The 14,510-nt window shown below is 66.0% G+C and carries 14 protein-coding genes; 10 read left to right on the forward strand and 4 right to left on the reverse strand.

The window, feature by feature from the left end; genetic code table 11:
* Positions 1-20: 20 nt before the first annotated feature.
* Positions 21-1,538: a helicase HerA-like domain-containing protein gene (locus WDB66_RS12745; protein WP_339398978.1), complete on the reverse strand. Its 1,518-nt coding sequence runs from the start codon at positions 1,536-1,538 to the stop codon at positions 21-23.
* Between the two features lie 147 nt (positions 1,539-1,685).
* On the opposite strand from WDB66_RS12745, the gene WDB66_RS12750 reads away from it, so the two are divergent.
* From WDB66_RS12750 to kdsB, 8 genes are all read left to right on the forward strand, one after another.
* A complete protein-coding gene (locus WDB66_RS12750; protein WP_339398979.1) occupies positions 1,686-2,012 on the forward strand; it encodes a ribbon-helix-helix domain-containing protein in 327 nt (108 codons plus the stop codon).
* A complete protein-coding gene (locus tag WDB66_RS12755) occupies positions 2,009-2,428 on the forward strand; it encodes a type II toxin-antitoxin system VapC family toxin (RefSeq protein WP_339398980.1) in 420 nt (139 codons plus the stop codon). The genes WDB66_RS12750 and WDB66_RS12755 overlap by 4 nt, the downstream gene beginning before the upstream one ends.
* 69 nt (positions 2,429-2,497) lie before the next feature.
* On the forward strand, positions 2,498-3,955 hold the full coding sequence (locus WDB66_RS12760) for a lytic transglycosylase domain-containing protein (RefSeq protein ID WP_339398981.1): 1,458 nt from the start codon (positions 2,498-2,500) through the stop codon (positions 3,953-3,955).
* A 162-nt stretch (positions 3,956-4,117) separates the two neighbouring features.
* Entirely contained in the window at positions 4,118-4,774 is a 657-nt protein-coding gene (locus tag WDB66_RS12765; protein WP_339398982.1) for a MotA/TolQ/ExbB proton channel family protein, read from the forward strand.
* Complete coding sequence (locus tag WDB66_RS12770; RefSeq protein WP_339398983.1) at positions 4,771-5,199, forward strand: ExbD/TolR family protein; 429 nt, start codon at positions 4,771-4,773, stop codon at positions 5,197-5,199. Before WDB66_RS12765 ends, WDB66_RS12770 begins: the two co-directional genes overlap by 4 nt.
* Before the next feature lie 24 nt (positions 5,200-5,223).
* Entirely contained in the window at positions 5,224-7,005 is a 1,782-nt protein-coding gene (msbA, locus tag WDB66_RS12775; RefSeq protein ID WP_339398984.1) for a lipid A export permease/ATP-binding protein MsbA, read from the forward strand.
* 1 nt (position 7,006) lies between these two features.
* Entirely contained in the window at positions 7,007-8,041 is a 1,035-nt protein-coding gene (lpxK, locus tag WDB66_RS12780) for a tetraacyldisaccharide 4'-kinase (protein ID WP_339398985.1), read from the forward strand.
* Positions 8,038-8,805, forward strand: a complete 768-nt coding sequence (gene kdsB, locus WDB66_RS12785; protein WP_339398986.1) for a 3-deoxy-manno-octulosonate cytidylyltransferase — start codon at positions 8,038-8,040, stop codon at positions 8,803-8,805. Before lpxK ends, kdsB begins: the two co-directional genes overlap by 4 nt.
* Before the next feature lie 147 nt (positions 8,806-8,952).
* Here the strand turns inward: kdsB and WDB66_RS12790 are convergent, their stop codons facing one another.
* The 3 genes from WDB66_RS12790 to WDB66_RS12800 form a co-directional block, all read right to left on the reverse strand.
* Positions 8,953-9,843 (reverse strand): copper resistance protein B, encoded by an 891-nt coding sequence (locus WDB66_RS12790; RefSeq protein WP_339398987.1) that lies wholly within the window; start codon positions 9,841-9,843, stop codon positions 8,953-8,955.
* Positions 9,840-11,684, reverse strand: coding sequence for a copper resistance system multicopper oxidase (locus WDB66_RS12795; RefSeq protein WP_339398988.1), 1,845 nt, complete (start codon positions 11,682-11,684; stop codon positions 9,840-9,842). Before WDB66_RS12795 ends, WDB66_RS12790 begins: the two co-directional genes overlap by 4 nt.
* Before the next feature lie 76 nt (positions 11,685-11,760).
* Positions 11,761-12,150 carry a hypothetical protein gene (locus tag WDB66_RS12800; protein WP_339398989.1) on the reverse strand — a complete coding sequence of 130 codons (390 nt, stop codon included), beginning with the start codon at positions 12,148-12,150 and terminating at the stop codon, positions 11,761-11,763.
* 229 nt (positions 12,151-12,379) lie between these two features.
* Here WDB66_RS12800 and WDB66_RS12805 point away from each other — a divergent pair, with 229 nt between their 5' ends.
* A complete protein-coding gene (locus tag WDB66_RS12805; protein ID WP_339398990.1) occupies positions 12,380-13,258 on the forward strand; it encodes a bile acid:sodium symporter family protein in 879 nt (292 codons plus the stop codon).
* A 53-nt stretch (positions 13,259-13,311) separates the two neighbouring features.
* Positions 13,312-14,436 carry a PA0069 family radical SAM protein gene (locus WDB66_RS12810; RefSeq protein WP_339398991.1) on the forward strand — a complete coding sequence of 375 codons (1,125 nt, stop codon included), beginning with the start codon at positions 13,312-13,314 and terminating at the stop codon, positions 14,434-14,436.
* Positions 14,437-14,510: the final 74 nt, after the last annotated feature.

A 14,510-nucleotide genomic window follows, 5' to 3' on the forward strand; every position in this document is an offset into this window, starting at 1 on the left:
TGGTGGCGAGTGTCGTCATCTCATTTTTTGTTGAAGATCCCGCCCAGCACGCCACGCAAAATCTGGTTGCCGAGTTTGGTGCCGACGGTGCGGGCGGTCTGCTTGGCCATGGTGTCGACCACGCCCTGGCGGCGTTTGGTGCCGAACAGCCATTCGTTGACCTTCTGGCCCATGCCGCCGTCGGTTTCGGCGGGTTTGGCCTTGGCCTGCGCCTTGGCTTCGGCTTCGGCGGCCTTGGCGGCGGTCAGTTCTTCGGCGCGGCGCAGCAGGATTTCATGCGCGGATTCGCGGTTGACCGGGGTGTCGTAGCGGCCCCCGACCGGGCTGCGGCTGCGGATGGTGGCGCGTTCTTCAGGCGTGATCGCGCCCATGCGGCAGCGCGGTGGGCAGATCAGGGTTTTTTCCACCGGCGCGGGGATGCCCTTGTCCATCAGCATCGAGGTCAGTGCTTCGCCGGTGCCCAGTTGCGAGATGGTTTCCACCACGTCCAGTTGTGGGTTCTGCACGAAGGTCTGGGCTGCGGTGCGCACCGCTTTCTGGTCGCGCGGGGTGAAGGCGCGCAGTGCGTGCTGCACGCGGTTGCCGAGCTGGCCGAGGATTTCGGTGGGTACATCGTCGGGGAACTGCGAGCAGAAATACACGCCCACGCCCTTGGAGCGGATGATGCGGATCACCTGTTCCACGCGCTGGCGCAGCGCCGGCGGCGCGTCGTCGAACAGCAGGTGCGCCTCGTCGAAGATGAAGACCAGTTTTGGGCGGTCCAGATCGCCCACTTCCGGCAGGTTTTCGAACAGCTCGGACAGCAGCCACAGCAGGAAGGTGGAATACAGGCGCGGCTTGAGGATCAGCTTGTCGGCGGCGAGGATGTTGATGATGCCGCGGCCGGAAAAATCGGTTCGCATCAGGTCGTTGAGATCCAGTGCCGGCTCGCCGAAGAACTGGCCGCCGCCGTCCTGTTCCAGCCGCAATAGGGCGCGCTGGATGGCACCGATCGAGGCTGGGCTGATCAGGCCGTAGCGGGTGGAAATGTCCTTGCGTTCTTCGGCGGCGAAGGTCAGCAGCGAGCGTAGATCGTCGATGTCCAGCAACAGCCAGCCGTTGTCATCGGCCAGCTTGAACACGATGTCGAGCACGCCGGCCTGGGTGTCGTTGAGTTCGAGCATGCGCGCCAGCAGCGTCGGGCCGATCTCGGAGATTGTGGCGCGCACCGGATGGCCGTCCTTGCCGAACACGTCCCAGAACACGGTCGGGTTGCCTTCGTTGCCGTAGCCGTCGATGCCGATTTTTTCGGCCCGGGCCAGCAGCTTTTCGTTGCTGGTGCCCGGTACCGCAAGGCCGGCGATGTCGCCCTTCACGTCTGCCAGGAACACCGGCACGCCCTGCCGGGAAAAACCCTCGGCCAGCACCATCAGCGTGACCGACTTGCCGGTGCCGGTGGCGCCGGCGACCAGACCGTGGCGGTTGCCGTATTTGGTCAGCAGGTGGACTTGGCCGCTGTCGGGCGTGGTGACGGACTTGCCGACGAGGATCTGGTTCACGGACGGGGCTCCCTGTGCAGTACGCGCTGTGTAAAACACGCGATTGTATGCGCGATGGCGGCACGCCTTCACGGCAGGCATGGCTTGCATCAATTCACTGCTTGTCATAACTTGTATGACGAAGCATGACTGGCCGGACATCCAACCATGAACACGCCTGCCGATATCCGCATCAACGCCCGCCTCACCGGTGAGGATGCCGAGCGTTTCCAGCAGTTGCTGGGCAGTGAGGGGCTGACGGCCTCCGAGCTGTTGCGCGCGGCACTGCGCGAGTACCACGAGCGCCACGCGATACCGGCGCGCGATGCGCTTTCCATCCTTGAAAAACATGCGTTTCTGGCCGGCGGCGAAGGGCCGGAGGATTTGTCCTCGGCGTACAAGAGTTATCTCACCGAGGCGCTGGAAACCAAGATTCCGACGCATGCGCACGAGCCGCTTCCAGCTGCGCCCAAGCCTCGCAGGCGCAGGCCGTGATCCTGACCGACAGCGGTTTCTGGATCGCGCTGGGCAATCGCCGCGACCGGCATCACGCTGCCGCACTGCGCGCCGCCGAGCGTTATCAGGGTGAAGGCTTTGTTTCCACCTGGCCGGTGCTGACCGAAGTCACGCATCTGCTGATGGCGCGCGTGGGTGTGCATCAATCGCTGGCGTTCGTGGCCTCGGTGGCCGATGGCGCCTGCCGTGTGCCGGAGCTGCCGGACGGTGCGCTGGCCCGCGCCACTCATCTGATGACGCGCTACCGCAACCTGCCGATGGATCTGGCCGATGCATCGCTGCTGATCCTGGCCGAGAGCCTGGGTGAAGGCCGTATCCTTTCCACCGATCGCCGTGATTTCGATGGCTATCGCTGGAAGGAAACCCGGCCTTTCGCCAACCTGCTCGAAATATGACCCAGGCACGCTTGCCGCTGCCGGTGGTGCTGGTTAGGCTGGCGCGTTTGTTCGAACCGGGGATGTGGCGTGCGTGTTTCGTTGATGGTTTTGCTGGTGGCCGGTGTGCTGGCTGGTTGTGCAACGCAGCCGCCCCGGCCGCAGGCACAGGTATCGGATGCGGCGCTGAACGCGCTGTACGCACGGATCGACGAGGCCACGGCAGGCTTTGACGCGGCGGTAAGCAGTTACGAGCGCGGTGATGCGAGCGCCGCCGCCAGCCAGTTCGGCAGCGCCCGTGCCGAACTTCGCGCCATTGCCGATGAGTGCCTGGAGCAGCCCGGTTGCGACGTGCGCCGCGTGCTGGCCGCACAGGATGCACTGCTGGTGCGCCAGGGCCGCGTTCTGGTCGGTGCCACCGAGGACAGCGACCCGGTAAACGGTGACGGGGATCTGGTCGGCGAGGGCGACTCGCCGGTGCTGCTGGTGTTGCCCGAGTCGGCCCGCACCGTGGCGATGCTCAACGGCAAGGATCTGGCCAAGGTCATCGAGTTGAACGAACCGGTGAAGGCGGCGCTGGAGGAATGGCTGACCTGGATGCGCCCGCAGCTGCTCGATACCTGGGAGAACTACCAGTACATGCGGCATCGCATGTTCCCCGAGTACGAAAAGAGCGGTCTGCCCGAGGCGCTGCTGTTCGGCATCATGGCCAAGGAATCGGGCGGGCGCGTGCACGCGGTGTCGCGCGCCGGGGCGGCCGGGCCATTGCAGTTCATGCCGGCCACCGGCGCGCGTTTCGGGCTCAATCGCGGCGGCAGCTTCGATCTGCGCTTCGATCCGCAGGAATCCACCCGCGCCAACGCCGCCTATCTCAACGAACGCTTCGCCGAGTTGAACGGCAATCTCTCGCTGGCGCTGGCCGCCTACAACGGCGGGGAAGGGCGCATCGCGCGGCTGTCCGGCAAGGGCACGCATGATTTCTGGAGCTCGCAGGTGTTCAACGCGCTGCCGGCCGAAACCCGCGAATACGTGCCGATGGTGATGGCGGCAGCGTGGCTGTTCCTGCATCCGGAGCGCTACAACCTCAGCTTCGCGCAATACGACGCCAGCCCGGTGAAGATCACGCTGGAGCAGGAAATTTCGATCAACGAAATGGCGGTCTGCATCGGCCAGCACGGCAACCCGCGCGGCTGGTTCCGGCACCTGCGCAACCTCAACGCACGCTGGGAAGCCGGCCGTCGCATTCCGGCCGGTACTGAACTGGAACTGCCGGCCGCCGCCGCCGATGCCTGGCTGCGCCAATGTCAGAACGGCCCGATGCTGGCGATGAGCCGCGAATTGCACGAAGCCCGTCCGCCAGTGGCGCCAGCCGTGGCCGCGCGTGGCGCCGGCAGCTACACGGTGAAGAAGGGCGACTCACTGCATTCGATTGCGCGCCGCAATGGCTGCACCGTGCAGGGCATCGCCAATGCCAACAGCATCCGTGCACCGAAATATCTGATCAAGCCCGGTCAGCGACTGGTGCTGGCAGGTTGCAGCCGGCGCTGACGGCTGTGCTGAACACGGCGCTGCAGCCCGGCCTGGTGCCGCAGCGTTCCGCCCCATGGCCACCGCAGCGATCTTGCGCAACTGTGCAGGATCGCGTTGCCGGCGGTGTCAGCGGGTATCATTCGCCGACCGGGGGCGAGTCTTTGGCTTAGGAGTTGTTGCGTGCTGGAACTGTTCAAGGCGGGCGGATGGGTGATGTGGCCGATCCTGGCGGCATCGGCGATTGCATTGGCGATCATCCTGGAGCGTTTCTGGACCCTGCGCCGCAAGAGCGTGCTGCCGCCGGGGCTGGGCGAGGAAGTGCGCGAATGGGCGCGGCATGCGCATCTTGATCCCAAGCATATCGAGGCGCTGCGCAGCAATTCCCCGCTGGGCGAAGTGCTGGCGGCAGGGCTGGATGTGCGCCGGCGCCCGCGCGAGGTGATCCGCGAGCGCATCGAAGACACCGGCCGGCATGTGATGCACCGGCTCGAACGCTATCTCAATACGCTGGGTACGATCGCCAGCGCGGCGCCGCTGCTGGGCCTGCTGGGCACGGTGATCGGCATGATGCGGATGTTCCTGGGCATTCTGGATCACGGCATCGGCGACATGACGCAATTGGCCGGCGGCATCGGCCAGGCGCTGGTCACCACGGCGGCCGGCATCTGCGTGGCGATTCCGGCGCTGGTGCTGCACCGTTATTTCCGTGGTCTGGTGACGGCCTACGTGATCGAAATGGAGCGCCAGGCGATGGCGCTGATCGACACCCTGGACACCGTGGCGCACCCGCCGCCGGCCGCTCCGGCACCGGTGCGGCGCAGGAGTGCGGCCGGATGAGGATCGGATCGGCCAGCGCGCATGACGAACTGGAAGTCAGCCTGATTCCGCTGATTGATGTCGTGCTCACGCTCATCATCTTCTTTGTTGTCACCACCACCTTTCAGGACCGCAGCGCGCTGAAGATCGATCTGCCCGAGGCCGCTGGCCAGCCGGCGGAAACACCGAAGGATCCGCTGGTGGTCGTGGTTGATGGGGAAGGGCGCTACTTCGTCGGCGGTGGCGAAGTACTCAAGCGCGATGTGCGTTCGCTGCGCGAGGCCATCGGCCAGGTGGCCGGTGACGACAAGAACCGCGCGGTGATCCTGCGCGCCGATGCCCGTACCCCGCATCAGGCGGTGGTGACCGCGATGGATGCGATCGGGCAGCTGGGTTTTTCACGCCTGTCGATCGCCACCGTGCCGGCACCGGATGGTGGCGGCTGACGCCCGCTTTCAAGGCCCATTCCGATGTCCCGCGATCCGGCCAGGCCCGCTTCCAGCTCCCGGCAGACGCATGCGCGCCTGCTGCGTTATGTGCGTCCGTACTGGCCGTTCTGGTGTCTGGCGATCCTGGGCATGGTGTTCGATGCCGCCGCTGCCGGTGCCTTCGTCAAACTGATCGAACCGATGCTCGACGAGCTGTTCGTGGTGCGGGATCCGGTGGCGATCTTCTGGATGCCGATCGCGCTGGTGCTGCTGTTCGTGGTGCGCGGCGTGGCGACCTATGCCGGGGATTACGGCATGGCGCGCATCGGCCGCAGCGTGGTACGCGACCTGCGCAACCAGGTATTCGGAAAATATCAACGCCTGCCGGCGGCCTATTTCGACCGCGAGCCGGGTGGGCAGGTGGTGTCGCGCCTGATCTACGGTGCCGAACAGGTGGCCCAGGCCAGTGCCGATGCGGTCAAGGTCATGATCGTGGACAGTCTGACCATCGTGGCGATGGTGACGGTGATGCTCTGGCACAGCCCGAGCCTGACGCTGTATCTGTTCGTGATGGTGCCGCTGACCGGGCTGGTGTGGCGGTACGTCGGGCGCCGTTACCGCCGCATCAATCGCACCATCCAGTCCTCGATGGGCGATGTCACCGGCATGGTGGAAGAAGCCGTCGAAGGCCATCGCGAAGTGCGCATCTATGGCGGCCAGTCGCGCGAGGCCGAGCGTTTCGCCAAGGCGGCGCAGCGCAATCTGAGCTTGAACCTGAAGGTGGCCAGCACCAATGCGCTGAGTTCGGCCACGATCCAGCTGGTGGCCGCCAGCGCGCTGGCCGCGATCGTCTGGCGCGCAACCCGGCCGGATCTGCTGGAAAGCCTGACCGCCGGCGCCTTCATGTCGCTGATCACCGCGATGCTGGTGATGCTGCCCTCGATCAAGCGCCTGACGACGGTACAGGCCGTGGTGCAGCGTGGCGTGGCGGCCGCCGATGAACTGTTTGAAGTGATTGATGCGCCGGAAGAACCCGACCACGGCAGCCGTCCGATGCAGCAGGCGCGCGGCGAAATCGAACTGCGCGAGGTGAGCCTGCGCTACCCCGGGCGCGCTGAAGCCGCGCTGGACCGGGTCAGCCTGCATTGCCCGCCGGGCAGCGTCACCGCGCTGGTCGGGCCATCGGGCAGTGGCAAGAGCAGTCTGGCCAGCCTGCTGCCGCGTTTCTACGAGCCCGATGCCGGCAGCATCCTGCTTGATGGCCACCCGCTGGCCGATTACCGCCTGGCCGATCTGCGCGCACAGATCGCGCTGGTGAGCCAGCGCGTGGTGCTGTTCAACGGCAGCATCGCCGACAACATCGCCTACGGCGGGCTGGAAGGCGCCACCCGTGCGCAGATCGAAGCTGCTGCCGAGGCCGCCAACGCGATGGAGTTCATCCGCGAATTGCCGGATGGGCTGGACAGCCCGGTGGGCGAACACGGCGCGCTGCTGTCCGGCGGCCAGCGCCAGCGCATCGCGATTGCCCGGGCGCTGCTGAAGAACGCACCGATTCTGGTTCTGGACGAGGCCACCAGCGCGCTGGACACCCGCTCTGAACGTCTGATCCAGGATGCACTGAGCAGACTGATGGCCAACCGCACCACGCTGGTGATCGCGCACCGGCTGAGCACGATCGAACACGCCGACCAGATCGCGGTGATGGATCATGGCCGCGTGGTCGAGCTGGGGCGCCATGCCGATCTGCTGGAAGCCGGCGGCGTCTATGCCGCGCTGTACCGCCTCCAGTTCCGCGAAGCGTCGGCCAGCGGCAGCGGAGACTGAGATGCCCAGCCTGCGGACCCACGCCACCCACTGGTTCGAGCGGCGCTGGTACGGCGCGGCGCAGCCGGGGGTGTTTCTCGGCGCGCTGTCACGCCTGTTCCGCCGCATAGCGGTGGCGCGGCGCGAACGCTATCTGGCGGCGCTGGCTGGTGATCCATCAGCCGCACGGCATTTGCCGCAGCGGGCGGAGGTGCCGGTCATCGTGGTCGGCAACCTGGCCATCGGCGGGGCCGGCAAAACCCCGCTCACCATTGCCTTGGCACAGGCGCTGTCCAGGCGCGGATTCCGCCCTGGCGTGATTTCGCGCGGCTACGGCCGGCGCGGCACCACGCCGCACCGGGTGCAGGCCTTGGATACGCCAGCAACAGCCGGTGACGAACCCCTGCTGATTTCGCGCCGTGCAGAGGTGCCGGTCGCAGTGGCGGCACGCCGCATCGACGCGGCCCGGCTTTTGACCGCCAGTGGCGACGTGGATGTGCTGATAGCCGACGACGGCCTGCAGCACTACGCCCTGGCGCGCGACATCGAGATCCTTGTGATCGACGGCGTGCGCCGTCTCGGCAATGCGAGGATGCTGCCGGCCGGCCCGCTGCGGGAACCGGCTTCACGCCGCAATGCTTGCGATTTCGTCGTACACAACGGCGGTGCGCCGGCACCGGGCGAAATTCCGATGCGGCTGGAGCTGCTGCATGCCCATCCACTGGCCGGCGGCAGCGCGAAGGCGCTCAAGGAGTTCGCCGGCAGCAGGGTGCATGCCGTCGCGGGCATTGGCCACCCGGAGCGCTTCTTCAACTCGCTGCGCGAACTCGGGCTGGAGGTGGAACCGCACGCCTTCGCCGATCACCACACCTTCAGCGCGGCGGACCTGGATTTCGGCGATCGGGCACCGGTGCTGATGACCGAGAAGGACGCGGTCAAATGCACCGCGTTCGCGCGCGAGAACTGGTTTTCCGTACCGGCCAGCGCGCACCTGCCGGACGCTTTCTTCGATGCGGTTGCAGCACGACTCGCGGCCCTGCAAGGAAATGATCGATGAGCACCCCGGACTTCGTCGTCGCGATTCCCGCGCGCTACGGTTCCACCCGGCTGCCGGCCAAGGCACTGCGCCTGATCGCCGACGAGCCGATGATCGTCCACGTGGTGCGCCGCGCCAGCGAGGCCGGTGCGCGCGAAGTGGTCGTGGCCACCGACGATGCGCGCATCGCCGATGCGCTCGCACCGCTGGGCGTCAGCGTTTGCATGACCTCGGCCGCACACGCCTCCGGCACCGATCGTCTGGCCGAATGCGCGCAGCTGCGCGGCTGGTCCGACGACACCCTGGTCGTGAATCTCCAGGGCGACGAACCGCAGGCGCCCCCGGCCGCGATCCGCGCTGCGGCACAGGTGTTGCTCGACAGCGGCGCACAGATCGCCACACTCGCCCAGCCTATTGCCGGCACCAACGAATTATTCGATCCCAATTGCGTGAAACTGGTGCGCGACGCCGACGGCCTCGCCCTGTATTTCAGCCGCGCCCCGATCCCCTGGCACCGCGACGCCTTCGCCAGTGATCGCATCACATTGCCGGCAGAAAACGCCTGGCTTCGCCACATCGGCCTCTACGCCTACCGCGTCGCCCATCTGCGCGACTTCGCTGCGATGCCGCCCGGCACTCTGGAGCAGATCGAATCACTCGAACAACTGCGCGCCCTGGAAGCCGGCTGGCGCATCGCCGCCGCCCTCAGCCCCGAACCGTTCCCGGCCGGCGTGGATACGGAAGAAGACCTGCTGCGGGTGGAGCAGGAAATGCGGGTGCGCTGAGCGTCACACCTCCAGCACGTTGACCGCCGGCCCGTGCGATGCAGCGGCCAGGTGCTGATCGTGCATCCCAATCTGCATGGTCCACGACAAGCTGGCACGTTGCCCGCCGAACTCCACCATGCCTTCCTGGTGGAGTTCGGCTTGCCCTTAAAACCAGAATCTCAGCCCGGCCACCCATTGTCCGCCTTGTTCGGCCTCGGGAACATTGCCTGCGTCATGGCGGATGTATCCGATGTAGGGAGCCAAATCCGGGCGGATTTCGTAGCGCAGTTTTATGCCGGTTTCCACGCCGCTCCAGCCGGATTCGACGCCGTGGCGCGGGTCGCTCGATGCGGTGACGCCGGTGGCCAATGAGGGGGTCAGGATCCAGCGCCAGGTGAGGAGCAGTTCGTATTCCGCGTGCAGGCTCAGCTCGGCTTGGCCCGGCCCGCCGAGATAGAGCATGGCGTCGACTTCGAACTGGTACGGCGCCAGGCCCTGCATGCCGATGGCGGCCCGGGTTTGCGATGGCCCGGGGCGACTGTCATGACGGATGCCGGCGACGGTGTCCCACCAGGGGCCGATGGCGTGGCCCCACAAGGCTTCGATGTGGGCGCTGCCGGTGCGGCCTGAACGGCGCTCGCCCGATGTTTTCAGCCAGAGTTTGTTGATGTCCCGGCCAATCCAGGTGGTGGCGTTCCAGCCGAAGCGGCCGCTTCCGCCATCACGCGCGCGTCGCCATTCAAGGCCATCGACGAGGGTCTTGAAATAAATGGCGTCGTCGTCCATGCCGTGATCGGCCATCGACATTCCACCCAGATCCGGAAAGGCGGCGGCGCGGTCTGCGTCGGTGATCGGAGCGAGGGCAGGGCCGCTCGGGGTGTGGTGTTCGTGCTGGGCATGGTCATGTGTGGAGTGATCCGTCGCGTGCTTGCTGCTGGTTTCCGAGTGCTCAGAGTGGTGCGCGTGGTGGGCGTGATCGTGCGATTGCGCCAGCGCGGGCCCGCCCAGTGCACAGCCCAGAGTCAGGAGCAGACGGGTGAGGGCAGGCTGTTTCATGCCGGCTCCTCCACCCGCACTTCGCGGAACATGCCGGTTTCCATGTGATAGAGCAGGTGGCAGTGGAAGGCCCAGCGTCCCAACGCATCGGCGGTGACGCGGAAGCTGCGGCGGGTTCCGGGGGGGATCGTGATGGTGTGTTTGCGCACCTGGAAGCGGCCGTGTTCGTCCTCCAGGTCGCTCCACAGGCCATGCAGATGGATCGGGTGTTCCATCATCGTGTCATTGACCAGCACGATGCGCACGCGCTCACCGTAGATCAGCCGCAGTGGTTCGGCACTGGAGAACTTGATGCCGTCAAATGACCACGAAAAGCGTTCCATATGGCCGGTGAGGTGAAGTTCCAGCGTGCGTGAGGGCTCGCGTCCGTCCGGGTCCGGAAAGCTGCTGCGCATCTGGGCATAGGTGAGCACCTGACGTCCGTTGTTGCGCAGGCCGATGCCCGGGTCGTCGAGCTTGGGCGCGGGCGTCATGGTTTGCATGTCCACGTGCGGGTTGCCGGTTTCGCTGGCCGGGTGAGACTGCATCGTCATGCCGGGCATGGCGTGGGCATCGTGTGCGCTGGCGGCTGCGGCGTGATGCGCATGGTCTGCATGTTCATCGTGATTGGCATGGCCCGCATGGCCGGCATGGCCGGCATGTGGATCGGCAGCGTGGTTCATTTGCGCATGGTCACCATGCGCGCCGTGGTCGTGGCCCATATCGGCCATGGTGAGGTAGACAGGTTTGTCCAACGCCGGAATCGGCGCATCCATGCCGTTGCGCGGTGCCAGCGTGGCGCGGGCGTAGCCGGTGCGGTCGTAGTTCTGCGCGAAGATGGTGTAGGCGCGGTCCTCGGCCGGTTCGACCAGCACATCGTAGGTTTCCGCCACCGCGATACGGATTTCATCAACCGTCACCGGCTGTACCGGCTGGCCATCGGCCGCGATCACGGTGAGTTTCAGGCCGGGGATGCGCAGGTCGAAATAGCTCATCGCCGAGCCATTGATCAGCCGCAGCAGCACGCGTTCACCGGGCTGGAACAGGCCGGTCCAGTTGCCTGCCGGCGTGACCCCGTTGGTCAGGAAGGTGTATTCGAAGCCGTTGACGTCGGCCAGATCGCTCGGGCTCATCCGCATCCGGCCCCAGCCTTTGCGGTCTTCAACGGTGTCGGCCCAGCCGTGCTCGCGCACATCGGCGAGGAAGTCCGCCAGCGTGCGGCGGCGCCGGTTGTAGTAGTGCGACTGCTTCTTCAGACGGGCAAGCAGACGGTGCGGGTCCAGATCGGTCCAGTCGGAAAACAGCAGCACGTGTTCGCGCTCCCATTGGGGTGCCGGTGCGTCGCGTGGTTCCACGATCATCGCGCCGTACATGCCGACCTGTTCCTGTGCGCCGGAGTGGCTGTGATACCAGTAGGTGCCGTGCTGGCGCAGGCGATAACGGTAGGTGAACTGCTCCCCGGGCGCGATGCCATGGAAGCTCAGGCCGGGCACGCCATCCATGTTGGCCGGCAGCAGAATGCCGTGCCAGTGAATCGAGGTGTCCACGTCGAGCATGTTTTTCACGCGAATCAGGACGTCATCGCCTTCGCGAAAACGCAGGATCGGTGCCGGCAGGCTGCCGTTGACGGTGATGGCGCGGCGCGCGCGGCCGGTGAAGTTCACCAGCGTTTCGCCGATGGCAAGGTCCAGTTGCGGCCCTTCCAGCACGCCAGGTTGGCCAGCCAGGGGCAATGTGCCGGTGCTGGCACGAGCATGGGTAATCCAGCCACAGGAGGCGATGGCGCCACCCAGTGTCAGGCCCTGGACGAAACGACGGCGCGACAGGCCGGCATCGGCCGGCATGGGAGTAACGTGTTGCATTGGATATCTCCGGACAGAAACGGTGGCGCGCCGCCCCTGCGGAGGGACGACACGCGGAACTACCGCAGCAAAAGCGTCAGGCGGAGATGGGAGGGCGCAGATCGGGAGCGAAGCTGGCCACGGGCGGGCGGGTTGCGACGCGCGGGGCTGTCGGAGTCGAAAGCACCCCGGCGGTGAGGTGATCGGATGCGCCGATCAGGATGCTGCCATTGAGCGCACATCCACAGGGGCAGCCTGCATCGATGCAGATACCAGCATCGTGGGCACCCAGAGCGTGGGTGTCGTGGCGCAGGATCGCGTGGGTGGGTCCGGCCTCGGGTTCGACCTGCGCGCGCTGCTCGTGGCACGGCATGGGGTGTTCGGAAGACTGGATTTGCGTGCCTGCATCGATGGGGTGTGCGCCGTGCAGTGGCATGGCGCCGCGCAGGCCGGAGGTGTCCAGCACCAGCAGCAACAAGATCAGCATTTGGAACAGCGTGCGCAGTTGGGGCATGCAGGTGGAGGCAAGTGAGGTCAGGCGCAGTGGTCGTGCGTGGATTGGAGACTGCATGGGATGCGGAAAAGTTTCAATGGATGCACGCCGCCTGCTGATTTGATGCAGGCCACAGGCTCGCGTTCTATCTTACGGGCGGGCATGATGCAGCGCGCGCCGGGGGGCGCCGATCATGTGTGGCATATGGCCCGGGGGAGGCTTGATGGCTGACAACAGCATTCTGATGATTTTTCTGCCGCTGGCACTGGCCGTCCTGATGGCGGGCTTGGGTCTTAATCTGACGCTGGCTGATTTCGCGCGGGTCGCAAGGCAGCCGCGTGCGGTGCTGGTGGCGTTGGCGGTGCAATCGCTGCTGTTGCCGCCGGTGGCGTTCGGGCTGGCCTGGCTGCTGGGTTTGCCGCCGGAACTGGCGGTGGGTCTGGTGCTGTTGTCGGCCTCGCCCGGTGGCGTCACTGCCAACATCTTCAGTCATCTGGCGCGCGGTGATGTCGCGCTGAACGTGACGCTGACGGCGGTCAACAGCGCGCTGGCGCTGATCACGCTGCCGCTCTGGACAGGGCTGGCACTGCAGTGGTTCATGGACAGTGACAGCGCGGTGCCGCCGCCGTTGCGCAAACTGCTTGAGGTGGCCGTGATTGTCGTGGTGCCGGTGGTGCTGGGCATGGTGTTGCGTGCCTGGCGGCCGAAGCTGGCCGATGCCGCAGAAAAGCCGGTGCGGGCCATGTCCACGATGCTGCTGGTGGCGCTGATCGCGCTGGCGATCGTCAGCGAATTCGAGGTGCTGCGCAATTACGCTGCCGTGGTGGGTCTGGCGTGTCTGGGCTTCAATCTGATCAGCCTGTTTTCCGGCTATTTCGCTGGGCTGGTGAGCCGGCTTGGCCGGCCGCAGGCGATCGCCATCGGCTTTGAGATCAGCATCCACAACAGCACGTTGGCGATTATCCTGGCGCTGCAGGTGCTGGGCAACGAGCGCATCGCGATTCCGGCGGCGGTGTATGCGGTGCTGATGTATCCAGTAGCGGCGGGGTTCGTGTACTGGCTGAACCGGCGCGCGCGGCAGCAAGCGGCGGCAGGCGGATGACGGGATTCAGCTGACGTCTCATCCAGTGAGACAGGCAGGCGCATACTGGCGGCATGAAAACGCCGCCGTCCATCCTTGATGCGCCCACTGACCCGCTCGGCGCTCCTACCCGGATCAAGGGTCGGGGCGTGGCGTCCAATCCTGCCGGCCGTTTCGAATCGCTGCGTCGGGTACGGGAAGACGATGGCTGGACTCCGGACGAGCTGCTGGAGCCGCCTGCGCGCCCGAAAACGCAGGTCACGCTGGAAACCGCGCGCAGCATCATCAGCCGCAACGATTCGCCGGATCTGGGATTCGACCAGTCGATCAATCCTTATCGCGGCTGCGAACATGGTTGCGTTTATTGCTATGCACGGCCGTCGCATGGCTATCTCAACCTGTCTGCCGGGCTGGATTTCGAGACGAAGCTGTTCGCCAAGGCCAATGCGGCGGATCTGCTGCGTGCCGAGCTGGGCAAGCGCGGCTACGTCTGCTCGCCGATCAACCTTGGCGCGAACACCGATCCCTACCAGCCGATCGAGCGCCGCCACGCGATCACCCGCAGCGTGCTGGAGGTGCTGTCGGAAACGCAGCACCCGGCCACCATCGTCACCAAGAACGCACTGGTCGAGCGCGACATTGAACTGCTGGCCGACATGGCCAAACGCCGGCTGGTGCACGTGTTCGTTTCCGTCACCACACTCGACAACCGCCTGTCGGCCACGCTCGAACCACGCGCCAGCGCACCGCATCGCCGCCTGCAAGCGGTGAAAACGCTCAACGCCGCCGGTGTGCCGTGTGGGGTGATGGTGGCGCCGGTGATCCCCTTCGTCACCGACCAGTTCATGGAATCCATCCTCGAACAGGCCGCCGCAGCCGGTGCGCGCGTGGCCGGCTACACCGTGCTGCGCCTGCCATACGAGGTGAAGGATCTGATGCGCGAATGGCTGGCCCTGCATCTGCCCGAGCGCGCCGCGCATGTGATGAACGTGCTGCGCGAGATGCGCGGCGGGCGCGACAACGATCCTGCGTTCGGCAGCCGCATGCGCGGGCAGGGCGCCTATGCCGATCTGCTGCGCCAGCGCTTCGCCGTGGCTTGCCGGAAGTTCAGCCTCAACCGGGGCCGCGAGGCGCTGGATCTGGATGTGTCGCGTTTCGTGCCGCCGCGGCCACCTTCGCCGCAGGGTGAGCTGTTCTGAGCCGAATCATCGATGAACGCGGTGACCAGACGGATATCCGCTACGTTGCTGTCCGCCACTAGCATCCGGGTTCC

The sequence above is a fragment of the Denitratimonas organivorans genome, from assembly GCF_037478135.1.
Lineage (GTDB): Bacteria > Pseudomonadota > Gammaproteobacteria > Xanthomonadales > Xanthomonadaceae > Denitratimonas.

What these genes read in the sequence shown, in the direction of transcription:
- WDB66_RS12750 (WP_339398979.1), top strand. Translation starts at nt 1,686, where the DNA reads ATGAACACGCCTGCCGATATCCGCATCAACGCCCGCCTCACCGGTGAG.
- WDB66_RS12770 (WP_339398983.1), top strand. Translation starts at nt 4,771, where the DNA reads ATGAGGATCGGATCGGCCAGCGCGCATGACGAACTGGAAGTCAGCCTG.
- msbA (WP_339398984.1), top strand. Translation starts at nt 5,224, where the DNA reads ATGTCCCGCGATCCGGCCAGGCCCGCTTCCAGCTCCCGGCAGACGCAT.
- lpxK (WP_339398985.1), top strand. Translation starts at nt 7,007, where the DNA reads ATGCCCAGCCTGCGGACCCACGCCACCCACTGGTTCGAGCGGCGCTGG.
- kdsB (WP_339398986.1), top strand. Translation starts at nt 8,038, where the DNA reads ATGAGCACCCCGGACTTCGTCGTCGCGATTCCCGCGCGCTACGGTTCC.
- WDB66_RS12790 (WP_339398987.1), bottom strand. Translation starts at nt 9,843, where the DNA reads ATGAAACAGCCTGCCCTCACCCGTCTGCTCCTGACTCTGGGCTGTGCA.
- WDB66_RS12795 (WP_339398988.1), bottom strand. Translation starts at nt 11,684, where the DNA reads ATGCAACACGTTACTCCCATGCCGGCCGATGCCGGCCTGTCGCGCCGT.
- WDB66_RS12800 (WP_339398989.1), bottom strand. Translation starts at nt 12,150, where the DNA reads ATGCTGATCTTGTTGCTGCTGGTGCTGGACACCTCCGGCCTGCGCGGC.
- WDB66_RS12805 (WP_339398990.1), top strand. Translation starts at nt 12,380, where the DNA reads ATGGCTGACAACAGCATTCTGATGATTTTTCTGCCGCTGGCACTGGCC.
- WDB66_RS12810 (WP_339398991.1), top strand. Translation starts at nt 13,312, where the DNA reads ATGAAAACGCCGCCGTCCATCCTTGATGCGCCCACTGACCCGCTCGGC.